The following is an 18,574-nucleotide window of genomic DNA, read 5'->3' on the forward strand; positions in this document are numbered from 1 at the left end:
AGCATCGAACTGCTCGTCAAACCCGATAGCCTGCCCCGGCTACAACCCATCCAACCCGTCGAATCCTCTGTGCACAGGTACTAGGTGAAATCATTCTCATTTCCCCACGTCGGCGCTGCCTCTCACCCTGCCTGCCGGCATCCTCTCCCCGTAAACGGGGCGAGGGACGCTCGCGCCTCGGCTTTCGCCAATCGTCAATGGTTGACCTCACCAGCCATCCGCCCGATAGGTCCGCTCCAAGCATACCACCCGAGAAACCCCGATGCCTTCAGACACCAACCTCCACGACGCGCCCGCCCCGGACACCACCTGGCAGGCCGAAATCCGCGCCGGCGTCCGCCATGTGCGCGATCTCGCCTCCCTGCCGCTGTCGCCCTCCGAGCGCGCGGCGGCCCAAGCCGCGGCGGCGAACCACAAGGTGCGCGTTCCCAAAGCCTATCTCGATCTGATCGACTGGAACGACCCGGCCGATCCGATCCGGGCGCAGGTCATCCCGTCGCCGGACGAACTTGTCGAGCATGAGGGTGAACTCGACGATCCGATCGCCGACCATGAATTCAGCCCGGTGCCGCGGCTGACGCATCGCCATGCCGACCGGGTGCTGTTGTTCCCAACCTATCAATGCGCGGTCTATTGCCGGTTCTGCTTCCGAAAGGAATCGCTGACCTCGATCGGCCGCGGCTATACGCGCGAGGCGCTGGAGCCGGCGTTGGCCTATATCGCCGATCACTCCGAAATCCGCGAGGTGATCCTGACGGGCGGCGATCCGCTGTCGCTGCCCGACAAGGCGCTGGCCGAAATCTTCGCGCGCATCGAGGCGATCCCGCATGTGCGGCTGCTGCGCCTCCACACGCGCGTGCCGGTGGCGCTGCCGTCGCGTATCACGCCGGGGCTTGTCGCGGCCTTGCAGGGCCGGCTCATGGTCACAATCGTCACCCATTTCAACCATCCTCGGGAGATCACGCCCGCGACCGAGACAGCCTGCCGGACGATGCGCCAGGCGGGCTTCGTGCTGCTCAACCAGAGCGTTCTGCTCAAGGGCATCAACGATACGGTCGAGGTGCTGGAGGAGCTCTGCCGCGAGCTGATGTACCGGCTCGGCGTCAAGCCCTACTATCTGCACCACGGCGACCTTGCGCGTGGCATGGCGCACCGGCGCACGACGATCGCGCAGGGCCAGGCGCTGGCCGGCGCGCTGCGGGCGCGGCTGTCGGGCATCTGCAACCCAGTCTATGTGCTCGACCTGCCGGAAGGTGGCGGCAAGGTGCCGATCGGGCCTTGCTATGTCGAGGGACGGGACGGGGAGGGCTGGCGGCTGCGCGGGCTGGATGGGGCGGTGAGGGAGTATACGGAGATCGTTGGCGCGCAGGAGGCTTCGAAGTTTCCGACTGCCGGCTCGTGACGCCAGGAAGCTTTCCACCGGATAATCCTACTGCGTCATAGCGACCGTTCATAATGGCCAGCTCTGCGCTGCCCCTCACCTGCCTGCCGGCATCCTCTCCCCGTATAGTGACGGAGAGAGGGTGCTGCTATCGGCGATTTCGCCAATCTCCAGCGTTGCGGGAAGAACGCCGGCGTTGCGGTCGGCCGCTGCGTGATCATGTCCGCCGGCGTCGCCCTAGCGTTTTTCTGGAACCAGCCTTGAGGCCCAGCATTCTATAAGCAGCAGCTTAAGGAGTGTGTCGTGAGGGCGGTGTTGGGACTGGTCTGCGGCTTCGTGCTGACCCTTGCGGTCTTCGGCAGCGGGCTGGGATTCGCCGCCTGGCTGCTTGCCGCAAAGCCGCCGCGCGAGGCATCTGCCACCGTCAGCGTGGCGGAGCTGTGGACCAAAAAAGCGCGGCCGGTGAACAAGGCGGCGCAGAGCCTCGAGCGCCTGCCGGCCGAGCAGTCCGCGTCCCTCGATATCGCCGCCAAGCCCCGGGAAACGGCACCTGACCCCACCGTCACCGGCGCCATCGCGCCCGGCGCGGCCGAACTGCCGCCTCCGCATCTCGCCTGGTGCGCCAGCCGCTATCGTTCCTACCGGCCGGACGACAACAGCTACCTGTCCTATAACGGGCAGCAGCGCCCCTGCATCTCGCCTTATCTCGACGTCGCCGACCGCGCCGCCCAGCCCGCCGCCGGCTATGGCGCCGGCGCCGGGTTGGGCGTCTACGCAGCCGACGACGGCGGCGCCGAGCTTTCCGCCGACCATGTCGACTATTGCTTCAGCCGTTACCGTTCCTACCGCCCGGAAGACAACAGCTACCAGCCATACTCCGGCGGACCGAGACGGCAATGCCAATAGCGTGGCGAGCCCGCGCGCCGCAGGGCATGGCGAGATCCCGTCACGAATTTTTTGGATCGTTCGGGTTGGCGCGGCGTTTATCCCTGACCCAAGGAGGACCCTAGACATGGACGACGACCGGAACGACAGGATTCGTGAGCGCGCATACCAGATCTGGGAACGAGAAGGCAGGATGCATGGCGACCCCGAGCGGCACTGGCATCAGGCCGAGGCGGAGATCGACAGGGAGGCCGCGCTGCCGCTGAAGGCGGGCGATGCGCAAACCGGCGAGATCGCCAGCACCGACGTGCTGGAGGTCGAGGCGCTGGCGGTGCGCACCGGCATATCGGGCGACGAGGCGCAGGCGCTGATCGACCGGCTGGGCCACGACCGCGCCGCCGTCGAACAAGCCGCGCGCACCCTCAAGACCAAAAGGCGGCGGAGCCCTGATGAGGGACAAGCGAAATGATCCGAAAACTGAAAGACGGAAAATACCGCCTCTATTCACGCAAGAAGGACGAAAAGACCGGCAAGCGGCGGAACCTCGGCACGTTCGATACGCGGGAGGCTGCGGAGAAGCATGAGAAGGAGGTGCAGTATTTCAAGCGGCATTGAGGGGTGCCCATTCAATCATCCGCGCGAGATCTTCACGTACCGAACAGCCGCACCCTGCCCCGCGAGGTTCAACTCGCGGCGCGAGGGCTGGAGCGCACGATGCACCGCTGACCAATTGTCATGCCGCGGCGTCGGCATGACAATTTTCGCCACATCGCTGGCCTCCTGCAGGCTTCGCGACGCATTGGCTTCAGTGTTTCTCAAACGATCTTGACGCGCCGCGTCACCTGGCCATTGCTCTCCCAGTATGTGTGCTTCTTGGCAATCAAGGGATCGTCCATTGCCGGTTGAACCTGTCCCGTGGTGCTGACCGCGCGCGAGGTCACCGTGTGTTCTCCCGGCGAGGGGTTTGCCCAAGGCAGGGACCAGATTTTCCAGGCGTGTTCGGCTTCCTCACCGTGGTCGATGGTCGCCGGCGCCCAAGGCGCTTGATCGATTTGCACTTCGACCCGGTCGATCGGTGCCCCCCAGGCCGCGCCGACGATGGCGTAGTCCGAGCCTTTCCGGGTGACCTTCGCGGGTGCCGACTTTAGCAGCGCCCGGCCCACCGAGGTCTCGGCCCACACGATCTCGCCATTGTGGTCTTCCTCGCGGATGGTGACATAGTCGCGGGCCATCAGAAGGTTCATGAACCTTGTGTCGCGAACCTCGATGCGCTTCAGCCATTTGACGTTGGCGATCCCGTACCAGCCCGGAGCAATGAGCCGCAGCGGGGAACCGTTGGGCGCCGGCAAGGCGGCGCCGTTCATTTCATAGCAGAGGAGATTGTCGGGGCTCATCGCGTCGGCGAGCGACATGCTGCGAGCGAAATTCTGCTTCATCTTCACGTCGCGTATTGCGACCTCGCTTTCGTCGGTACCGAAAAAGACGACCTCGATGCCCTTCTCCAGAACGCCGGCTTCCTCGAGGATCGGCGCCAGCGGCGTCCCTGCCCAGCGGGCATTGCCGATGCCGCCGGTGAAAAAGGGGAAACCGTGGTTGCCCGAGCATTCCACCGTGAAAACCACCTCCTTGCGCGGCCGCGCCCTGATGTCGGCGAGCGACAGCTTCAGGGGCTTCTTGACCAGGCCCTCGATCTCCATGGACCATGTTTTCTCGTCGATCGTCGGTCGATTGAAATGCGAGATGCTGAAGAACTTGTCGTTTGGCGTTATCCAGCTATCCAGATCCTCCCAGACAAGCTGCGTCTTGATACCTTCCGGATTGGGGTTTTCGGTCGGCTGATCCAGCCACGGAACAACTTCCTCGCCCGCCTGTGTTGGAAAAGCGTAGGCGCGACACGAGAGAGCAGCGATTGCGACAAGAGCCGCGCTTCCTTGAACAAGAAGTTCCCTGCGTTGAAAGCTATGCATGTTGTTTACCTCCCAGTTGATCCGGAACAGGCTGCAACGTGCGATAGGCCGTAGCCTGATCACGGATAGGCGACACAATAAAAGTCATGCCCAGCCGGAAGTATCCGGATAGGTCAGACAATCACCGACGCACCTCAAGCATGTGTTGGGCGAAACTCTAGCATGCGTTTCGCAACCCAAGAGTGCGCCTTTGAAAAGGACGTGTCCACAACTTGGACGGGACATGACAATTTTGTGGCAGACAGGTTTCCTGTCGTGCCATTGCTGATCAGATCGCAACAGGCCGGCCCTTCGGTGGGGCGCGCGAGGGCGGAGGCGCTGAAGTTGCGCCGCCGGGATCGCCGGGTGGCGAGTTCCGACGTGCTGGAGATCGAGGGTGCACACCGGACGGAAAATGCCGCCTCTACTCATGCAAAAAGGACGAAAAGACCGGCAAGCGGCGGAACTTGGGGACTTTTGATACCCGCGTGGCGGCGGAGAAGCATGAACGCGAGGTGCAGTATTTCAAGCGGCACTGAGGGGGTGGTGGTCATAGTCGTCACCCATTTCAACCATCCGCGAGCGCTGCGGTTGCAGGGGGGTAGGATCAGCGCAGATTTGTCAACCGCTACCCGCCTCGTTCAGAAGGAGAATTGCTAAGAAATCGGGCTTGAGATTTTGGAGGAATTGATATCATACAGTGTTGGGCTTACAGGCAGAGTTGTTATCGCGCTTCGCGATATAAGAACAAGATGTTAGGAGGCGCTTGCTTCCGGTACACCTTAATGCAACTTGATGAATATTAAATCATCGGGACGTTCCGCATAGGAGTGCCTGTAAGCCCTCCTGCAAAAGGGGGAAAATTGTCTAGTCTTGCGAAGCTAAAAGCAGCTGAATCGCTGGAAGACGTTGCAGGAATTTTGGGTTTCAAGCCAAGTCGCCTCGCATATATTATATACAAAGTGCCGGACGCGAAAAAATACTCTGAATTTGAGATTCCAAAGCGAGGCGGCGGCACTCGCAAGATCAAAGCTCCAGAGCCACGGCTGAAGGTACTCCAGCGTAGGCTAGCCAACCTTCTCTATCTCTGCCTTGCGGATATCGACAAGGAAGGCGCCCCGCGGCGACCCTTATCTCACGGCTTTACTCCCTCGCTCTCGATTGTGACGAACGCGTCAGCCCACAAGCGTCGACGTTATGTATTGAATCTCGACCTGAAAGACTTCTTCCCATCGATCAACTTCGGGCGCCTGCGAGGCATGTTGATGAAGGACAAGCGCTTCGAACTACACCCAAAAGTGGCGACTGTAGTAGCCCAGATTGCGTGTCACGATAATTCGCTGCCGCAGGGAAGCCCGTGCTCACCTGTTCTCTCCAACATCGTCGGGCACCTGCTTGATATTCGACTCGTGCGGCTGGCAAAAAAGCACAAGTGCACCTATTCGCGTTACGCAGACGACATCACCTTTTCCACCAACCAAGCGAATTTTCCGGCTGACCTTGCAGCCCCTACGCCAGGGACAAATGGCTTGTGGTCGCTCGGGTCCGAGCTCGTCACGGCAATCGGTAAGGCCGGCTTTGAAATCAATGGCGCCAAAACGCGTATGCAGGTTCGCGGATCTCGGCAACTCACAACTGGACTTGTCGTCAACGAAAAGGTGAACATTCGATCCGAGTACTACAGAGAAGCGCGCGCTATGAGCGCCTCACTGTTTAGTGCTGGATCATACTACAAAATGATCCCGGCGACTCTCGCCGGAGGAATGCCGGGGGACCCAGACGTCAAACAGGAACTTCCGAGTTTGGCTATGCTACAAGGCGTTCTTGATCATATCTATAGCGTTCGAAACTCCACAGACAGACGAGATGGGCCCGAGAAAAAGAAAAATGCGACGGCCACACGTCGACTGTATCGCAAGTTCCTCTTCTACAAGAATTTTGTAGCTTTGGATTTGCCTCTTATCGTTCCCGAAGGGAAGACAGATACTATCTATCTGCGAGCGGCCATTCAGCGGCTCACGAAATTTCACCCTCAGCTCGGGGCCGTCGAAAATGGAAAGCTAAAGACTACCTTACGCTTTTTGAACCTTACGCGGAATGTTCACGATGTCCTTCAACTTGGAGGGGGCACAGGCGATTTCAAGTTTTTTATGTTGAAATACAAAGAATTAATGGGTCTCTATAAGCACAAGCCTCTAGCAAAACCTGTAATTCTCTTGATCGATAACGATGATGGTGCCAATGATATTTTCCCAGTGGCTAAAAATCTTGGATCTGGCGCCATTTCTCATACTTCGTCGAATCCATTTTACCGTCTCTCTCACAATCTTTATCTTGTAAAGACGCCCGAAACGGGCGCCTCAAACGGTAAAACGTGCATAGAAGATCTTTTCGACGCGAGCGTACTTGCGGTTGAACTGGATGGAAAGAAATTCGACCCAAACAAAAAACACGGAGAGGATGGCAAGTACGGCAAAGCCAGATTTGCTGAGAAGGTTGTGCGCCCGAACATCGCTACCATCGATTTCAGCAAATTCGAAGTGCTCCTCAGTCGGATCATAGCAGTTCTCGATGACTACAGCGCTGCCCTGTCGCTCAAGGAGGGCTCCAATCCACACAATTAGGCTCGGGGACAGGAAGCGCGGGGGCCATGGAGGTAGGGAGGTGATAGTCAGCCTTCTGTCTCAAGTCTGAGTCGAGCCACAACCCACCCAAGGATGCGGATCAGAGCTACCGGTGCTGGGAGGCTATAACTTCTCGATCAAAACGGAATCTCATCGTCTAAGTCGCGGCCGAAGGTCTCTTCCTTTGGTGAGGGTAGTTGTTTGCGCGGAGGTTCCAGGCGCTTTCGTTCTTCCGGCGTAGGTAATGATGTTTGCGGCTCTTTCTCTTTGGCATCATCGATCTCACCGAAGATCAGCTTGATCCATTTCCACCATGGTTCCGCCGCTTCGCGCTCCACGTCTCCGCTAAGCCGCGCAACTCTGCGTATGGCATCCGCCACGATCTCGAAACGAGTCCGGTCACGGTCGACTTCCAATGTTAGTTCGCCAAGCTTTTTGAATATAGCCTCACGCTTATCTTGCGGAATATCTGATTCTTCAACCGCCATGCGAATCTGTTCAATGTAGTGCCTGATCTTTTGCTTTGTAGCTCCATCGAGCGCCACGCTGTATTTTTTACGTCGTCGTGCGTGGTTGATCTCAATCTGGATTGTGAGGTTCATAACATCGGTTTCAAAGCCTTCAAACGCATCCCACACTCCTTTGTCATTATAAGGGCTAGAAGAATCCTTGATTCCGGGAATATCTAGCGACTTTGCTGCCGCAATCACTGCACTCATATATTTACGCTTGCAGTAGGCGTCATAGCTGTTCTGGTCGTTATTTTTTAGACTTTCATCTAGCTGAGACCTAAAATTCCTCTCAAGGTAAATGAATGCTTGCTCTTGATCTTCGGGAAGATCGTCGTAAATCGATTCGCTCATCCGTTCCCCACACCTCCCAAACTTTTAGAATTTCAATATCGGGACATGAGGGCAAGTTCGCAAGATGTTCCGGGTGCAGGGGCTAAAATAGAGGCCGCTGGTGCCCGGTGCGAATTATTCTCGCCCGCTGTTATTGGAACCGCTTTCGGCGGCCATTACACCGCAAAATTAACCATTCGTTAACCATTCCCTCGCTAGCGTTTACCTCTCAGTAAGGATTCGCCAGCCGTGACTTTTGCCGCTCCCCTCGAGGCCAAATCCATTCGTTTTCGCGCCCGTTCCTTCGTCGCTTTCACATTGACTCCTGAAGATCCCTTGGCGGCCTGGCTGGAGGGGCTGGATCACTGGATCGGCAACTCGCCCGGCTATTTTTCCGGGCGGCCGGTGGTGCTTGATCTCAATACCTTGAAGCCCGATGTCGCCGCGATCGAATCGCTGGTCGACGTGCTTGGCCATCGGGGCATCCGCATCTACGCCATCGAGCTCGACGGCCACACCGCACTCGAGCCTAACCTGCCGCCGGTGCTGGTCGGCGCCAAGGAGGCGACGACGGATGGGTTGCTGCCCGGCCGCAAGGTGAGGGCAGATGTTTCCGGCACATCGGAAGGCAAGGCCGAGGGCAGGGCGCCTGAAGCCGGCCCGGGCGGCAAGGCTGGCGCAAGCAAGGTGGACGAAAGCGAGCCGCAGGTTGCGCAGGAGGCTTCGGGCACGCTGATGATCAAGGCGCCGATCCGCTCCGGCCAGGCGATCGTGCATCCGCATGGCGATGTCATCGTGCTGGGCTCGGTCGCTTCCGGGTCGGAGATCATCGCGGCCGGCTCGATCCATGTCTACGGCACGCTGCGCGGGCGCGCTTCGGCTGGGGCGCTGGGCAACAAGGGCGCGCGCATCTTCTGCCGCAAGAACGAGGCCGAGTTGCTGGCGGTCGACGGCTGGTACGTCACCGCCGAGGAGATGGAAGGTGTTTCGCGCGGCAAGCCGGTGCAGGCGTTTCTCGATGGCGAGAGCCTGCGCGTCGCGACGCTGAGCTGACATTCGATATTGGGGCGGCCGAGCCGGCTGGCCAAGAACAACAAATGAACAACAACGGAGGCTTTTCAATGGGCAAGGTAGTGGTGGTCACCTCGGGCAAGGGGGGCGTCGGCAAGACGACCTCGACGGCGGCCCTCGGGGCGGCCGTGGCCAAGACCGGCAAGAAGGTGGCGCTTGTCGATTTCGACGTCGGCCTGCGCAACCTCGACCTGATCATGGGCGCCGAGCGGCGCGTGGTGTTCGACCTCGTCAATGTCATCCAGGGCACGGCGAAACTGTCGCAGGCGCTGATCCGCGACAAGAGGGTGGATACCCTGTTCCTGCTGCCGGCCTCGCAGACGCGCGACAAGGATGCGCTGACCGAGGAGGGCGTCGGCGAAGTCATCGACAAGCTGCGCTCGGTGTTCGACTACGTGTTCTGCGACAGCCCGGCCGGCATCGAGCGCGGCGCGCAGCTCGCCATGCGCTTTGCCGACGAGGCGGTCATCGTCACCAATCCGGAAGTGTCGTCCGTGCGCGATTCCGATCGCATCATCGGCCTGCTCGACGCCCGTACCATGAAGGCCGAGCAGGGCGAGCACATCGCCAAGCACGTGCTGGTCACGCGTTACGACGCCGCCCGCGCTGCGCGCGGCGAAATGCTGTCGATCGACGATGTGCTGGAAATCCTGTCGGTGCCGCTGCTCGGCATCATCCCCGAGAGCCAGGATGTGCTGCGCGCCTCCAACCTCGGTTCGCCGGTGACGCTTTCGGAGCCGCTGAACACCGCTGCCCGCGCCTATCTCGACGCCGCAAGGCGGCTCGAGGGTGAGGAATTGCCTGTTATCGTGCCCTTCGAACGCAAGGGCTTCCTCGATCGTCTTTTGGGAAGGAGGGCGGCATGAACCTGCTCGACATCTTCAAGCGGCGCTCCAGCGCGCCGGTGGCGCGCGAGCGGCTGCAAGTGCTGCTCGCCTATGAGCGCCGCAACCGCAGCCAGCCCGATCTCGTCTCCATCCTGCGCGAGGAGATCATGGCGGTGATCGCCAGGCATGTGCAGATCGACCAGGACTACCTCCAGGTCTCGATGGACCGCGGCGAGACCATGTCGACGCTGGAAATCGACATCCAGATCCCCAACAAGAGCGCCGTGCCGCTGGCGATGGCTGGGTGACTTTTTACCCTCCCCCTTGTGGGGGTCCGAAGGACGGGCGAGACCCGTGGCTCGCCCCGGCAAGTCGATCCGCAACGCGGATCGGGGTGGGGGTTGGCGCCATCACCCCCACCCGGACCTTCGGTCCGACCTCCCCACAAGGGGGAGGTAGGGAGCCCAGTTTTCTTGCGCAGTTCCATTCCGTATCTCCCTAAGAGAGCGCTATCCGCCGGCGAGCAGAGCGCGTCTTCACCCTCCCCCTTGTGGGGAGGGTCGCTGCGAAGCAGCGGGGTGGGGGTTAGCGCGGCGCTGCAGGCTTTTCCGCGGCTGCGGCATCGTCGCTCGCAGCATTCACCCCCAAATGTCCCAAATTAACTTCGTGCCAACGGGGGGCTTCCCCTACGCAATCGGCGGATGTAAGGATATATTAGCAATTCGTTAAGTTTCCAGTTGAGGTGTGCGTAAGGGGAGTTCGGTCATGAACTTCAGAGGCCTGATCAAGCGTGCTGAAGAGGTAGATAAAGCAGTTCAGGACCTGCAGGTCGAATTGGCCGATCAGGACCTGCAGATCGAATTGGCGGACGCGCTGGATGCAAGTCTGGACGCCGAAGACCTGGCTTCGCCAAAGAGCGATGATGTCCCCGATCCCGCCGCGGGTACCGACGACCCGCCACCCGAGGCCAATGCGGCCAATGGGGATAGTGCGAAGAACGCGGACAGTGCGGACGATACGGACAGTTCCGAAAACGCGCCACGACTGACGCCCCATACCCAGACCCGACTGGCCGCATTGAGTGCCTTTGAAGGGCTCTTCCATGACGCCAGGGATTATCTGGAGGAGATCAACGACAGACTGTCGGAGATCGGGACCTCACACCATTTGACGCGCGAATTCCTCAACATCCTCCACAACGACATTCTTCGCGCCAACGAGCTGGAGCTTACAAATGCCGGCCTGGCCGCCGAACAAAAAACGCTGGCGGAAAAGCTGCACGACGCGGTGAGAAAGCTGCGCGAGCGTGAAGGCGCTTTCGAAGTGCTGCAACAGCGCGAGACAAGCCTGGTTCAAGACAGGGAGGCGCTTCGTGCGGCGCTTGCCGCGACAAGGCTGGAACTTGTGGAGACAGCCAATGCGAACGCAAAACGCGAGGCGGAGTTCGGCGACATCGCCAAGCGGCTGACCGGCAGAACGGTCGAGGCCAACAGGCGCTTGCGCGAGAGCAAGATGCTGCGGGAAAAGCATGTCAACCTGTCGATCGAGCTCGACAAGGCGCTGAAGCGGGAATCCCAGGCGCGCCACAGGCTCGACGAGCTCTCGACGATTCATGCCAGCGAAGCAGCGCGGCTTGCGGAACTGCTGGCCGCGCTCGGCAAGAGCGAGAAAGAGGAGATGCGGCTCCAGAAGGCGCTTGAGGCTGCGCAGGCGAAGCTGTCGGAAACAACCGAAGCGGCCCGCATGATGGAAGGCGACAGGGAAGCCGAGCTGGCTCGCGGTCAGGCGGAAATGCGCGGGCTGGGTTCGGAGATCCAGAATCTGCAATCGCGACTGGAGCAAGCCTCGAACGAGAACAGCGAGGCCACCAGCGAGATCGCCAGGCTCAAGAGTGAGTTGAACGACACCCTTGCCGAAAAGAAAATCGCCGACGAAAGATTGTCCGCTCTCAGCCATGAGAACGAAAACGACAGGATGAATCTTTCGAAAGTGAACGCCAATCTTTCGCAGCTTGCGCTGCAACAGGCATCGGAACAGATACAGTTCGACGTCCAGAGGCAGGAGTGCGAGGACCTCAAAGCCGAAATCGTGTCACTCAATGCCCGGATCAAGGAGTTGCTGCCCTACGAGCGGCTCCACAAGGCCACCAGCGGTAGACAGCGCGAGGGCGGCGGCGTGGTCGAGATCGCCGGAGTGATGGCGGAGAAAGCACGTACAACGGGCAGGCGGCGCATCCGCAGGAACCTCCGCGCCACGACATAGCTCAATTCGTCATTCCAGCGTCTCCGCGACGTCGCTTCGCTCCCGCTCCGCCGGGCGGAGGTGGCCAGGACGGCGGCGCCATGTCGGGAGGCCGGCACCTCACCCGGAGAGTAAACCAATGGGCACCGGGCAATCGCGAGCCTGACCCTTGTCAGTCGAGCGGCTCGTGCTGGTAAAGCTCGTCCATTGTGAGCGATGCCAGGGCGCCGAAAGGCGCCTGCTTCTTCACCCGGCCGGCGCTGAGGATCACCACGTCGTCGCAGAACGAGATGGTGCTGTGATGGTGGCTGATGACGATGGTCGTGCGGCGGCCGGCTCTCGACTTCAGGGTCTCGACGATGGCCGCTTCCGACAGTCCGTCCACCGCATTGGTGGCTTCGTCCAGGATGAGGAGATCGGGATCGCGCACCAACGCCCTGGCCAATGCGATCCGCTGCCTCTGTCCCGCCGACAAATTGATACCCCTGTAGCCAACCAGCGTCTCGTAACCCTGAGGAAGCCGTTCGATGAATTCATGCGCTTCGGCCAATCTCGCGGCGCCCTCGGCGTCGCCGGGCGTGGCCGCGTCCTGACCGTAGGTTATATTTTCAAAAATGGTGCCATCGACCAGTTCCAGCTCCTGGCTGGCCAGTGCGATGTGCCGGCGCCACTGGCTGGCATCGATCCGGTCGAGGGGTGATCCATCGATTAGGATCCTGCCGGTGTCCGGTTCCACGAAGCGGCACAACAGATTGACGATCGTCGTCTTGCCGGCGCCCGAGCGGCCGATCAGCGCCGTCGAGCGGCCGCTGCCGATTTCGAACGTCGCCGAATGCAGCACCACTTCACGCCGGTCCGTGCCGGAATAGGTGAACGTCACATCATCGAACTTGATGCCCTGGCGCAGACCGTGGAACGGCCCGTCGCCTTGCGGCGGTTGCGGCTTGCCAGTGGGATCCAGCATCCATGTCACCTCTTCGAGCGATCCGCTCAGGCCCTGCAGCTGGCTCCATGACCCTTGCAGGGCCCGCATATGCGGCTGCAGCCTGTAGAGCAGTATGACAAACGCGATGATCAGCGGAAAACTCACTTGCACCAGCCAGGCGCCGATCACCACCGCCAGGAACAGCATGGCGTGGAGAACCTCCGTCAGCGGCGGCAACGCTCCCTGGCGCACAAGCAGTGCGAAAGAGGCGCGGCGAACCGCATCGGACGCCGTATCGAATATCGCCTTCTCCCGGCTCTCCTGTCCGAAGATGCGGATCAGGCGTCCGGCATGAACCAGATGGAGCATCTGCGAGGCGAGGTGGCTGTTGCGCGAAGCGACGCTGCGGCTGGGCTCTTTGAGATTGGCCGAGAGGATGGCGTGCGCGATCTGGACGAGCGCCAGTCCAAGCGTGACCAGCAGCGTCATGCGCCAGGAAAGCAGCAGCAGGAAAGCCAGCAGGATGATGGCGGCCGATGCGCTGACGATGGCCGACAGCATGATCTGGATCGCATCCGACGCCCGCCAGGATTCGTTGGAGATGATGTTGAGCAGCCGTCCGGGACTCTGCCGCAGGAAGAAGGGGTAGCCGACCCGCAGGAGCTGCTCCGACAAGGCGCTGCGGATCGAATGACTTGCCTTGCCTGAGATGAAGGTCGTCAGCAGCGTGTTGGCGAAGGCGAAAACGTTCTTCAGGATGATCGAGCCGAGGATGGCGACCGAAATGGCGACAAGCCTGTCGCGCTCGCTCAAGCCCGATCCGACGTGCTGGAGGACAGCGGAGAACCCGGCCATTCCCGCCGCATCCCCGTGTCCCATGATGATGCCCAGCAATGGGATGATCAGGCCGATGCCGAAGCCTTCGAGGACGGCGCTGACCAGACCGAGAGCCACCACGGCCGGAAGCAGGCGCAGTTGCTGCTTTCCGAACGCCCGGAACAGCATCGGCAGGCTTGGCGGTAGCAATGGCATTATAGCGTTTCACCTCGCCTGGGCGTTGGCTTGCTGATCTTGCCGCAGCGGCTCGGCCCGCGGCCTTCTCGCCAGCAGGAGAATCGCGAATTTGGCCGCGCCGAGCAAATTCATGACGACGATCGGCCAGTGCGGCAGGTTGAGTTCACGATCGAACGCAGGCCCACCCGCCAATTCCCGGAAAGCCCCTCTTACGGCCCAGTAGAAATGGCGAAGCAGCCAGGGCGCATGGCGAACATGTTTCAGGCAGAGCCCGCCATTGCCCAGGCTGTAGTCGCGGTGAAGCTTTTCGATGGATCCGCGATCCCGCCGGCCGTGATGATGGAGCACCGTCATGTCCGGGACATACTCGACCGCGAAGCCGAGCAACACCGCCCGCACGAGGTAATCGGTGTCCTCGGCCGAGCGCAATGGTCCGCCGGCGCCGAAGCGTTCGTCGAAATAACCGATGCGGGCCGCGACATCGCGGTGCATCGTCATGTTGCAGCCCACCACAAAGCCGCCGGGATGAACATCCGGCGTCAGCCGCTCGCGCACCCGCGACCGCTTGATGGTGAACGGCAAATCCCTGGGGTCGCCAAGCTCGACACGGCCTCCCCGGATGAGCCATCGTTCCCCGGACGCATAATGTCGCTCGAGATCGCGCAGGTAGTCGCGATGGACCGTGCAATCATCATCGACGAAGACCAGCACATGGCCGCGCGCGCGCCTCAGCCCGGCGTTGCGGGCAGCCGCCAATCCCGGGCGCGGCTCGCAAATGGCCGTGAATGGAATGTCCGACAGTTCGGCGATGCTGGCCAGGCGTTCGGCCGTGCGGTCGCTGGATCCGTTGTCGACGACCACGAGTTCGGCCGCGAAGCCGGCATGTTCACGGCACGCGGCCTGCACCGACTTGATGCAGGCCTCCAGCACGGCGACACGGTTGCGCGTACAGATGATGAAGCTGACTTCCGGCGCCGAGCGTTCCGGGCGGGGCCCCGCCGGAGCAAGGCCAAGCGCCGTCGAACGATCGCGCTGCAGGGGTTCGTGGGCTTTGACGATCATCCCTCAGCCCGCCTGATAAGGTGCCAGAACCGCCGCGGCGGGTGCGGATTTGAAGAAGTATGCCATGGCGTCCGCTTGCCTGCTGGCCGACAGCGAGGCGAGGCTGAGCCATGGCGCCCAGGCGCCGGGCCGCAGCGCATATTGCTCGCGGCGCCGGATGACGTTCCACTTCGCGGTCCGCGTCAGCAATTCATGCGTCAGCGGCGGCTGCCTTTCATCGGCTACGAGCTGGTAGAGAAAATAGAACAGGTTGAGCGCGCCAGCCTCGAAGCTTGGCCGCGTCGCGGCGGGCAGGGAGCAAATCTCCTCCTCCAGCTGGACGATGAAGTTGGCCGCACGGGTCACCGTGTCGCGGGTGACGGCATCGCCAATGTCGCGCAGGTCCCGCGTGGCTTCCGCCAGGCCCTGGCGCTCGAGGTTCTCGGCCACGATCCGCAAATGCGTCCTGCGCATCTCGTTGATGTGCCGGCTGGTCACGCTTTCCTGATGGACGCGGTAGATGAGCAGGTTCTCGGGCATCATGGCCGCCGGGTAACGGCCGGCCAGCCGCCTGAAAAGATCGAAATCCTCGGCGTGCCTGTAGGTCTGGTCGTAGTGGAGAACGCCGTCGTTGACGATCTTCCTGTTGTAGACCACCGTCGGGTGCATGAAGATCGTGAAGAACATCGCCAATATAGGGATGCGGCCGAACCGGAACACCGGATCGGGCTTGCCCGTGGCGATGCGGCCGCGGATCAACATATCGACGCCGGCGCCGCAGAAGCCGAGTTCGGGCCGCCGCTCAAACAGCGCCACCTGGCGCGACAAGCGCCAGGGATAGGCGACGTCGTCGGCGTCCATCCGCGCGACCAACTCGCCCCGAGCGACCGCCAGCCCTTCGTTGAGCGTCGCGACGAGGCCACGGTTTTCGCGCGAGATGATCGAGATGCGGCTGTCGGCCTCCCGGTATCGCTCGAGGATCTCGAGCGAATTGTCGGTCGACCCGTCATCGATCGCGATGATTTCCAGGCGGCCATAATCCTGCCGCAGGATGCTTCCCAGTGCGGCGGCGAGATAGGGCCCCGCATTGTAGACCGGCAGCAGGACGGAGACGAGCGGCGCGGCGGTCATCGTGTCACATCCGTTCGCTGGAGGTCGAGCGATGGCGTGCGGCCATCGGGCGATCCGCTGGGCGCCCTCGCCAGCCAACCGCCATGGCCGGCCTGCGCGGCACGGGCCCGCGCGACATAGGGGAAGTGGCGCTTCAGGCTGTTGAGCGGCCTTTCGAAGACCACCCAGGAAATCGAGGCCACGACGATCGTGGCGGCGCTTGCAACCAGGAACCGCTCTGGCCCTTGCTCCGAGACATCGAGCGGAATCCAGGGCTGCGACTTGACGGCGAGCGACAGCAATATCGGATGATAGAGATAAACGCCGTAGCTGATGCGGCCAAGCGCAAGCAGCGGCGGCAGGTCAAGAAGCTTGCCGATTGCGCCGCCAAGGCCGCTCGAACAAGCGGCAACGATGGCCATCAGCGGCACCAGGGGCAGGACTTCCCGTAGCAGCCAGCGGGCCCATTCCAGCATCGGATCGGCGGGCGCCGGGACAAACCACTCGATCATCAGGAATGCGGCCGCGAAGGCAGGCCAGCCCAGCCGCACCCATTGCGGCAGGCCGGCGCCCCTGGACCGCCAGCAGGCAAGCAGTGCACCCGACGCCAGCGCATCCATGGATGCCGGCGGCAGCAGGTCGCGCGCCAGCGCGGGGGTGGCGGTGACCGGCCAATAGAAGCGATAGGCCAGCGACAGCGCGATGACGCCGATGCAGATCGCTTCGAAGCGGCGGCGTGGGGCCAAAAGGACGACCAGCGGCCAGGCAAGATAGAACTGCTCCTCGATGCTCAGGCTCCAGGAATGGCCCAGCACCCAAGGGTTCCAGTCATTGTGCAGCGCATACCAGAAATTCGACAGATAAAGCGCATGCCAGACCAGCGCCCCCCTGGACTGGTCCAGGTCGACCAGCCAGACGAAACCCAGGACGGCAAAATAGGGCGGGAATATCCGCAGCGCCCGCCTGATGTAGAAGGATCGCAGCGCAGGGCCGGTCTCGAACTCGGCGGCCGAACGCGCTTCCAGGAGCAGGCGCGTGATCAGGAAGCCGCTCAGCACGAAGAACAGCCGCACGCCGATATGACCCCAGAAGGAAGATCCCCCCGCCGCGAAGAAATGGGAGTACATCACCATCGTCACGGCGACGGCCCTCAGTGCATCCAGTTGAATGTCGCGGGCGTTTCCCATCAGCGGCTTCCGCCGGCGCGATGTCCGCGATGAAGCTGTCTGCTGGTCGGCTCGAGCGGCAGCGTGCCGGCATCGCCAATCCCGGGCTTTGCAAGTCCGGCCCGGTCGGGCTCGACGTACAGACAACTCAAGTTGGCCAAGCTGGCGGTTCCTCCACGGCCTATGTCCAGTCGCGAAAATCCCCCGGGAAATGGATCGGCTATGGCATTGTGCAGCGCAACACAAAAAATTTACCCATCTGAAATACTCCGGTGAGCAGGGCACTAAATTATCGACAAAATCGCCAGATTTCCACCTTTTGGCGGCTTTCTGCGGAAATCCAGCCTTGTTTGCGCGCTGCAGCATAGTTGCCGTTTTCATCGGTGCCTGTACGGCCCGACCGCCGGATTTCAGCGACGATGGCTCGCCTGCCCGTGTAATGACGGACGGGGCATAACGGGCCGGGCCGAACGATCCGCTGTCCTGCCCCATCAGGACGCCGGCGCTGCCTCACGACAGGCGGGCCGGTTCCCCGTATTTCCTGTTCCGCTAGGCGAGTTTGCGCCGGGCGGCAGGGAGGACGAACCAAATGACATCGACGTCAATTGCCCGCCGCGAAGCGGCACCCTTGCCTGTCGCGGCGCTGATGGGCGCCATGGTGTCGATCCAGATCGGCGCCACCTTCGCCAAGGGTCTGTTCCCGCTAATCGGCGCGCAAGGCACGACGACGCTGCGGCTCGTCGTCGGCGCGCTGATGCTGATCGCGGTGCTGCGGCCCTGGCAGGTGCGACCGTCGCGCGCCACCATGCCGTGGCTGGTCGCCTATGGGGTGACGCTGTGCGCGCTCAACCTCCTGTTCTACGCCGCACTTGCCACCATTCCGCTCGGCATCGCGGTGGCGCTGGAGTTTTCCGGTCCGCTTCTGGTGGCGACGCTGGCCTCGCGGCGCGCCAGCGACTTTGCCTGGATCGCGCTGGCGGTGGCCGGCATCGTGCTGTTGTCGCCTTTCGTCCGTTCGCTCCAGCCGCTCGATCCGACCGGGGTGATGCTGGCGCTGGCGGCCGGCGGCTTCTGGGCGCTCTACATCGTGCTGGCCCAGAAGGCCGGAGCGGAACTGGGCTCGCGCACCACCGCGTATGGGATGGCCATCGCTGCCGTTCTGGTGCTGCCTTTCGGCGTGGCGCAAGCGGGAACCGCGCTGCTGGCGCCGTCGATCCTGGTCAGTGCCTTGCTCGTCGGCCTGTTTTCGAGCGCACTGCCGTTCTGGCTGGAGATGGTGGCGCTGACCCGGATGCCGGCCCGCATCTACGGCACGCTGACCTGCCTGGAGCCGGGACTGGGCGCGCTGGCCGGCTTCCTGTTCCTGCGCGAGAGCCTGACCACCACGCAATGCGCCGGGATCGCCGCGGTCATTGCCGCGGCTTTCGGGGCCGCGGTCACGTCGAAGCCACCGGTGCCGTCGCCGGAATAGGGGAGGGCCGGCGGGTTCATGGACCGCGCG

Annotated in this window: 17 protein-coding genes; 11 read left to right on the top strand and 6 right to left on the bottom strand. The window is 61.9% G+C overall.

Annotation, left to right across the window (positions count from 1 at the left end; all coding sequences use genetic code 11):
* Nucleotides 1-262: 262 nt before the first annotated feature.
* The 4 genes from NKH03_RS26990 to NKH03_RS27005 all read left to right on the top strand — a co-directional run bounded on the left by NKH03_RS26990 (nt 263) and on the right by NKH03_RS27005 (nt 2,881).
* Nucleotides 263-1,402, top strand: coding sequence for a KamA family radical SAM protein (locus tag NKH03_RS26990; protein WP_352971681.1), 1,140 nt, complete (start codon nt 263-265; stop codon nt 1,400-1,402).
* Between the two features lie 282 nt (nt 1,403-1,684).
* Nucleotides 1,685-2,287: a BA14K family protein gene (locus tag NKH03_RS26995; protein ID WP_352971683.1), complete on the top strand. Its 603-nt coding sequence runs from the start codon at nt 1,685-1,687 to the stop codon at nt 2,285-2,287.
* 106 nt (nt 2,288-2,393) lie between these two features.
* Nucleotides 2,394-2,735, top strand: coding sequence for a DUF2934 domain-containing protein (locus NKH03_RS27000; protein ID WP_352872800.1), 342 nt, complete (start codon nt 2,394-2,396; stop codon nt 2,733-2,735).
* Nucleotides 2,732-2,881, top strand: a complete 150-nt coding sequence (locus tag NKH03_RS27005) for a hypothetical protein (protein WP_010910556.1) — start codon at nt 2,732-2,734, stop codon at nt 2,879-2,881. The genes NKH03_RS27000 and NKH03_RS27005 overlap by 4 nt, the downstream gene beginning before the upstream one ends.
* A gap of 200 nt (nt 2,882-3,081) precedes the next feature.
* On the opposite strand, the gene NKH03_RS27010 is transcribed toward NKH03_RS27005, so the two are convergent.
* A complete protein-coding gene (locus tag NKH03_RS27010; RefSeq protein ID WP_352971686.1) occupies nt 3,082-4,233 on the bottom strand; it encodes a sulfite oxidase in 1,152 nt (383 codons plus the stop codon).
* 842 nt (nt 4,234-5,075) lie between these two features.
* On the opposite strand from NKH03_RS27010, the gene NKH03_RS27015 reads away from it, so the two are divergent.
* Nucleotides 5,076-6,836, top strand: a complete 1,761-nt coding sequence (locus tag NKH03_RS27015; protein WP_352971689.1) for a retron Ec67 family RNA-directed DNA polymerase/endonuclease — start codon at nt 5,076-5,078, stop codon at nt 6,834-6,836.
* 137 nt (nt 6,837-6,973) lie between these two features.
* Here the strand turns inward: NKH03_RS27015 and NKH03_RS27020 are convergent, their stop codons facing one another.
* Complete coding sequence (locus NKH03_RS27020) at nt 6,974-7,699, bottom strand: hypothetical protein (protein ID WP_352971692.1); 726 nt, start codon at nt 7,697-7,699, stop codon at nt 6,974-6,976.
* 228 nt (nt 7,700-7,927) lie between these two features.
* Between NKH03_RS27020 and minC the strand changes: the two genes are divergently transcribed.
* The 4 genes from minC (at nt 7,928) to NKH03_RS27040 (ending at nt 11,838) form a co-directional block, all read left to right on the top strand.
* On the top strand, nt 7,928-8,731 hold the full coding sequence (gene minC / locus NKH03_RS27025; protein WP_352971695.1) for a septum site-determining protein MinC: 804 nt from the start codon (nt 7,928-7,930) through the stop codon (nt 8,729-8,731).
* A 68-nt stretch (nt 8,732-8,799) separates the two neighbouring features.
* Complete coding sequence (gene minD, locus NKH03_RS27030; protein WP_352872825.1) at nt 8,800-9,615, top strand: septum site-determining protein MinD; 816 nt, start codon at nt 8,800-8,802, stop codon at nt 9,613-9,615.
* Complete coding sequence (gene minE / locus NKH03_RS27035) at nt 9,612-9,884, top strand: cell division topological specificity factor MinE (protein ID WP_352872795.1); 273 nt, start codon at nt 9,612-9,614, stop codon at nt 9,882-9,884. Before minD ends, minE begins: the two co-directional genes overlap by 4 nt.
* Nucleotides 9,885-10,341: 457 nt before the next feature.
* Nucleotides 10,342-11,838, top strand: coding sequence for a coiled-coil domain-containing protein (locus NKH03_RS27040; protein WP_352971697.1), 1,497 nt, complete (start codon nt 10,342-10,344; stop codon nt 11,836-11,838).
* 151 nt (nt 11,839-11,989) lie between these two features.
* Here NKH03_RS27040 and NKH03_RS27045 read toward each other — a convergent pair whose 3' ends face one another.
* The 4 genes from NKH03_RS27045 to NKH03_RS27060 are packed head-to-tail and all read right to left on the bottom strand — an operon-like array spanning nt 11,990 to nt 17,094.
* Nucleotides 11,990-13,774 carry an ABC transporter ATP-binding protein gene (locus NKH03_RS27045; RefSeq protein ID WP_352971700.1) on the bottom strand — a complete coding sequence of 595 codons (1,785 nt, stop codon included), beginning with the start codon at nt 13,772-13,774 and terminating at the stop codon, nt 11,990-11,992.
* Nucleotides 13,775-13,783: 9 nt separating this feature from the next.
* On the bottom strand, nt 13,784-14,818 hold the full coding sequence (locus tag NKH03_RS27050; protein ID WP_352971703.1) for a glycosyltransferase family 2 protein: 1,035 nt from the start codon (nt 14,816-14,818) through the stop codon (nt 13,784-13,786).
* 3 nt (nt 14,819-14,821) lie between these two features.
* Nucleotides 14,822-15,928, bottom strand: a complete 1,107-nt coding sequence (locus NKH03_RS27055; protein ID WP_352872513.1) for a glycosyltransferase family 2 protein — start codon at nt 15,926-15,928, stop codon at nt 14,822-14,824.
* Nucleotides 15,925-17,094, bottom strand: a complete 1,170-nt coding sequence (locus NKH03_RS27060; protein ID WP_352971706.1) for an acyltransferase family protein — start codon at nt 17,092-17,094, stop codon at nt 15,925-15,927. The genes NKH03_RS27055 and NKH03_RS27060 overlap by 4 nt, the downstream gene beginning before the upstream one ends.
* Nucleotides 17,095-17,123: 29 nt before the next feature.
* Here NKH03_RS27060 and NKH03_RS27065 point away from each other — a divergent pair, with 29 nt between their 5' ends.
* Together NKH03_RS27065 and NKH03_RS27070 are read left to right on the top strand one after the other, a co-directional pair.
* Nucleotides 17,124-17,336: a hypothetical protein gene (locus tag NKH03_RS27065; RefSeq protein ID WP_352971709.1), complete on the top strand. Its 213-nt coding sequence runs from the start codon at nt 17,124-17,126 to the stop codon at nt 17,334-17,336.
* 326 nt (nt 17,337-17,662) lie between these two features.
* Nucleotides 17,663-18,544, top strand: a complete 882-nt coding sequence (locus NKH03_RS27070) for an EamA family transporter (RefSeq protein ID WP_352971711.1) — start codon at nt 17,663-17,665, stop codon at nt 18,542-18,544.
* The last annotated feature ends 30 nt before the right edge of the window (nt 18,545-18,574 follow it).

The sequence above is a fragment of the Mesorhizobium sp. M1406 genome (assembly GCF_040317555.1).
Lineage (GTDB): Bacteria > Pseudomonadota > Alphaproteobacteria > Rhizobiales > Rhizobiaceae > Mesorhizobium.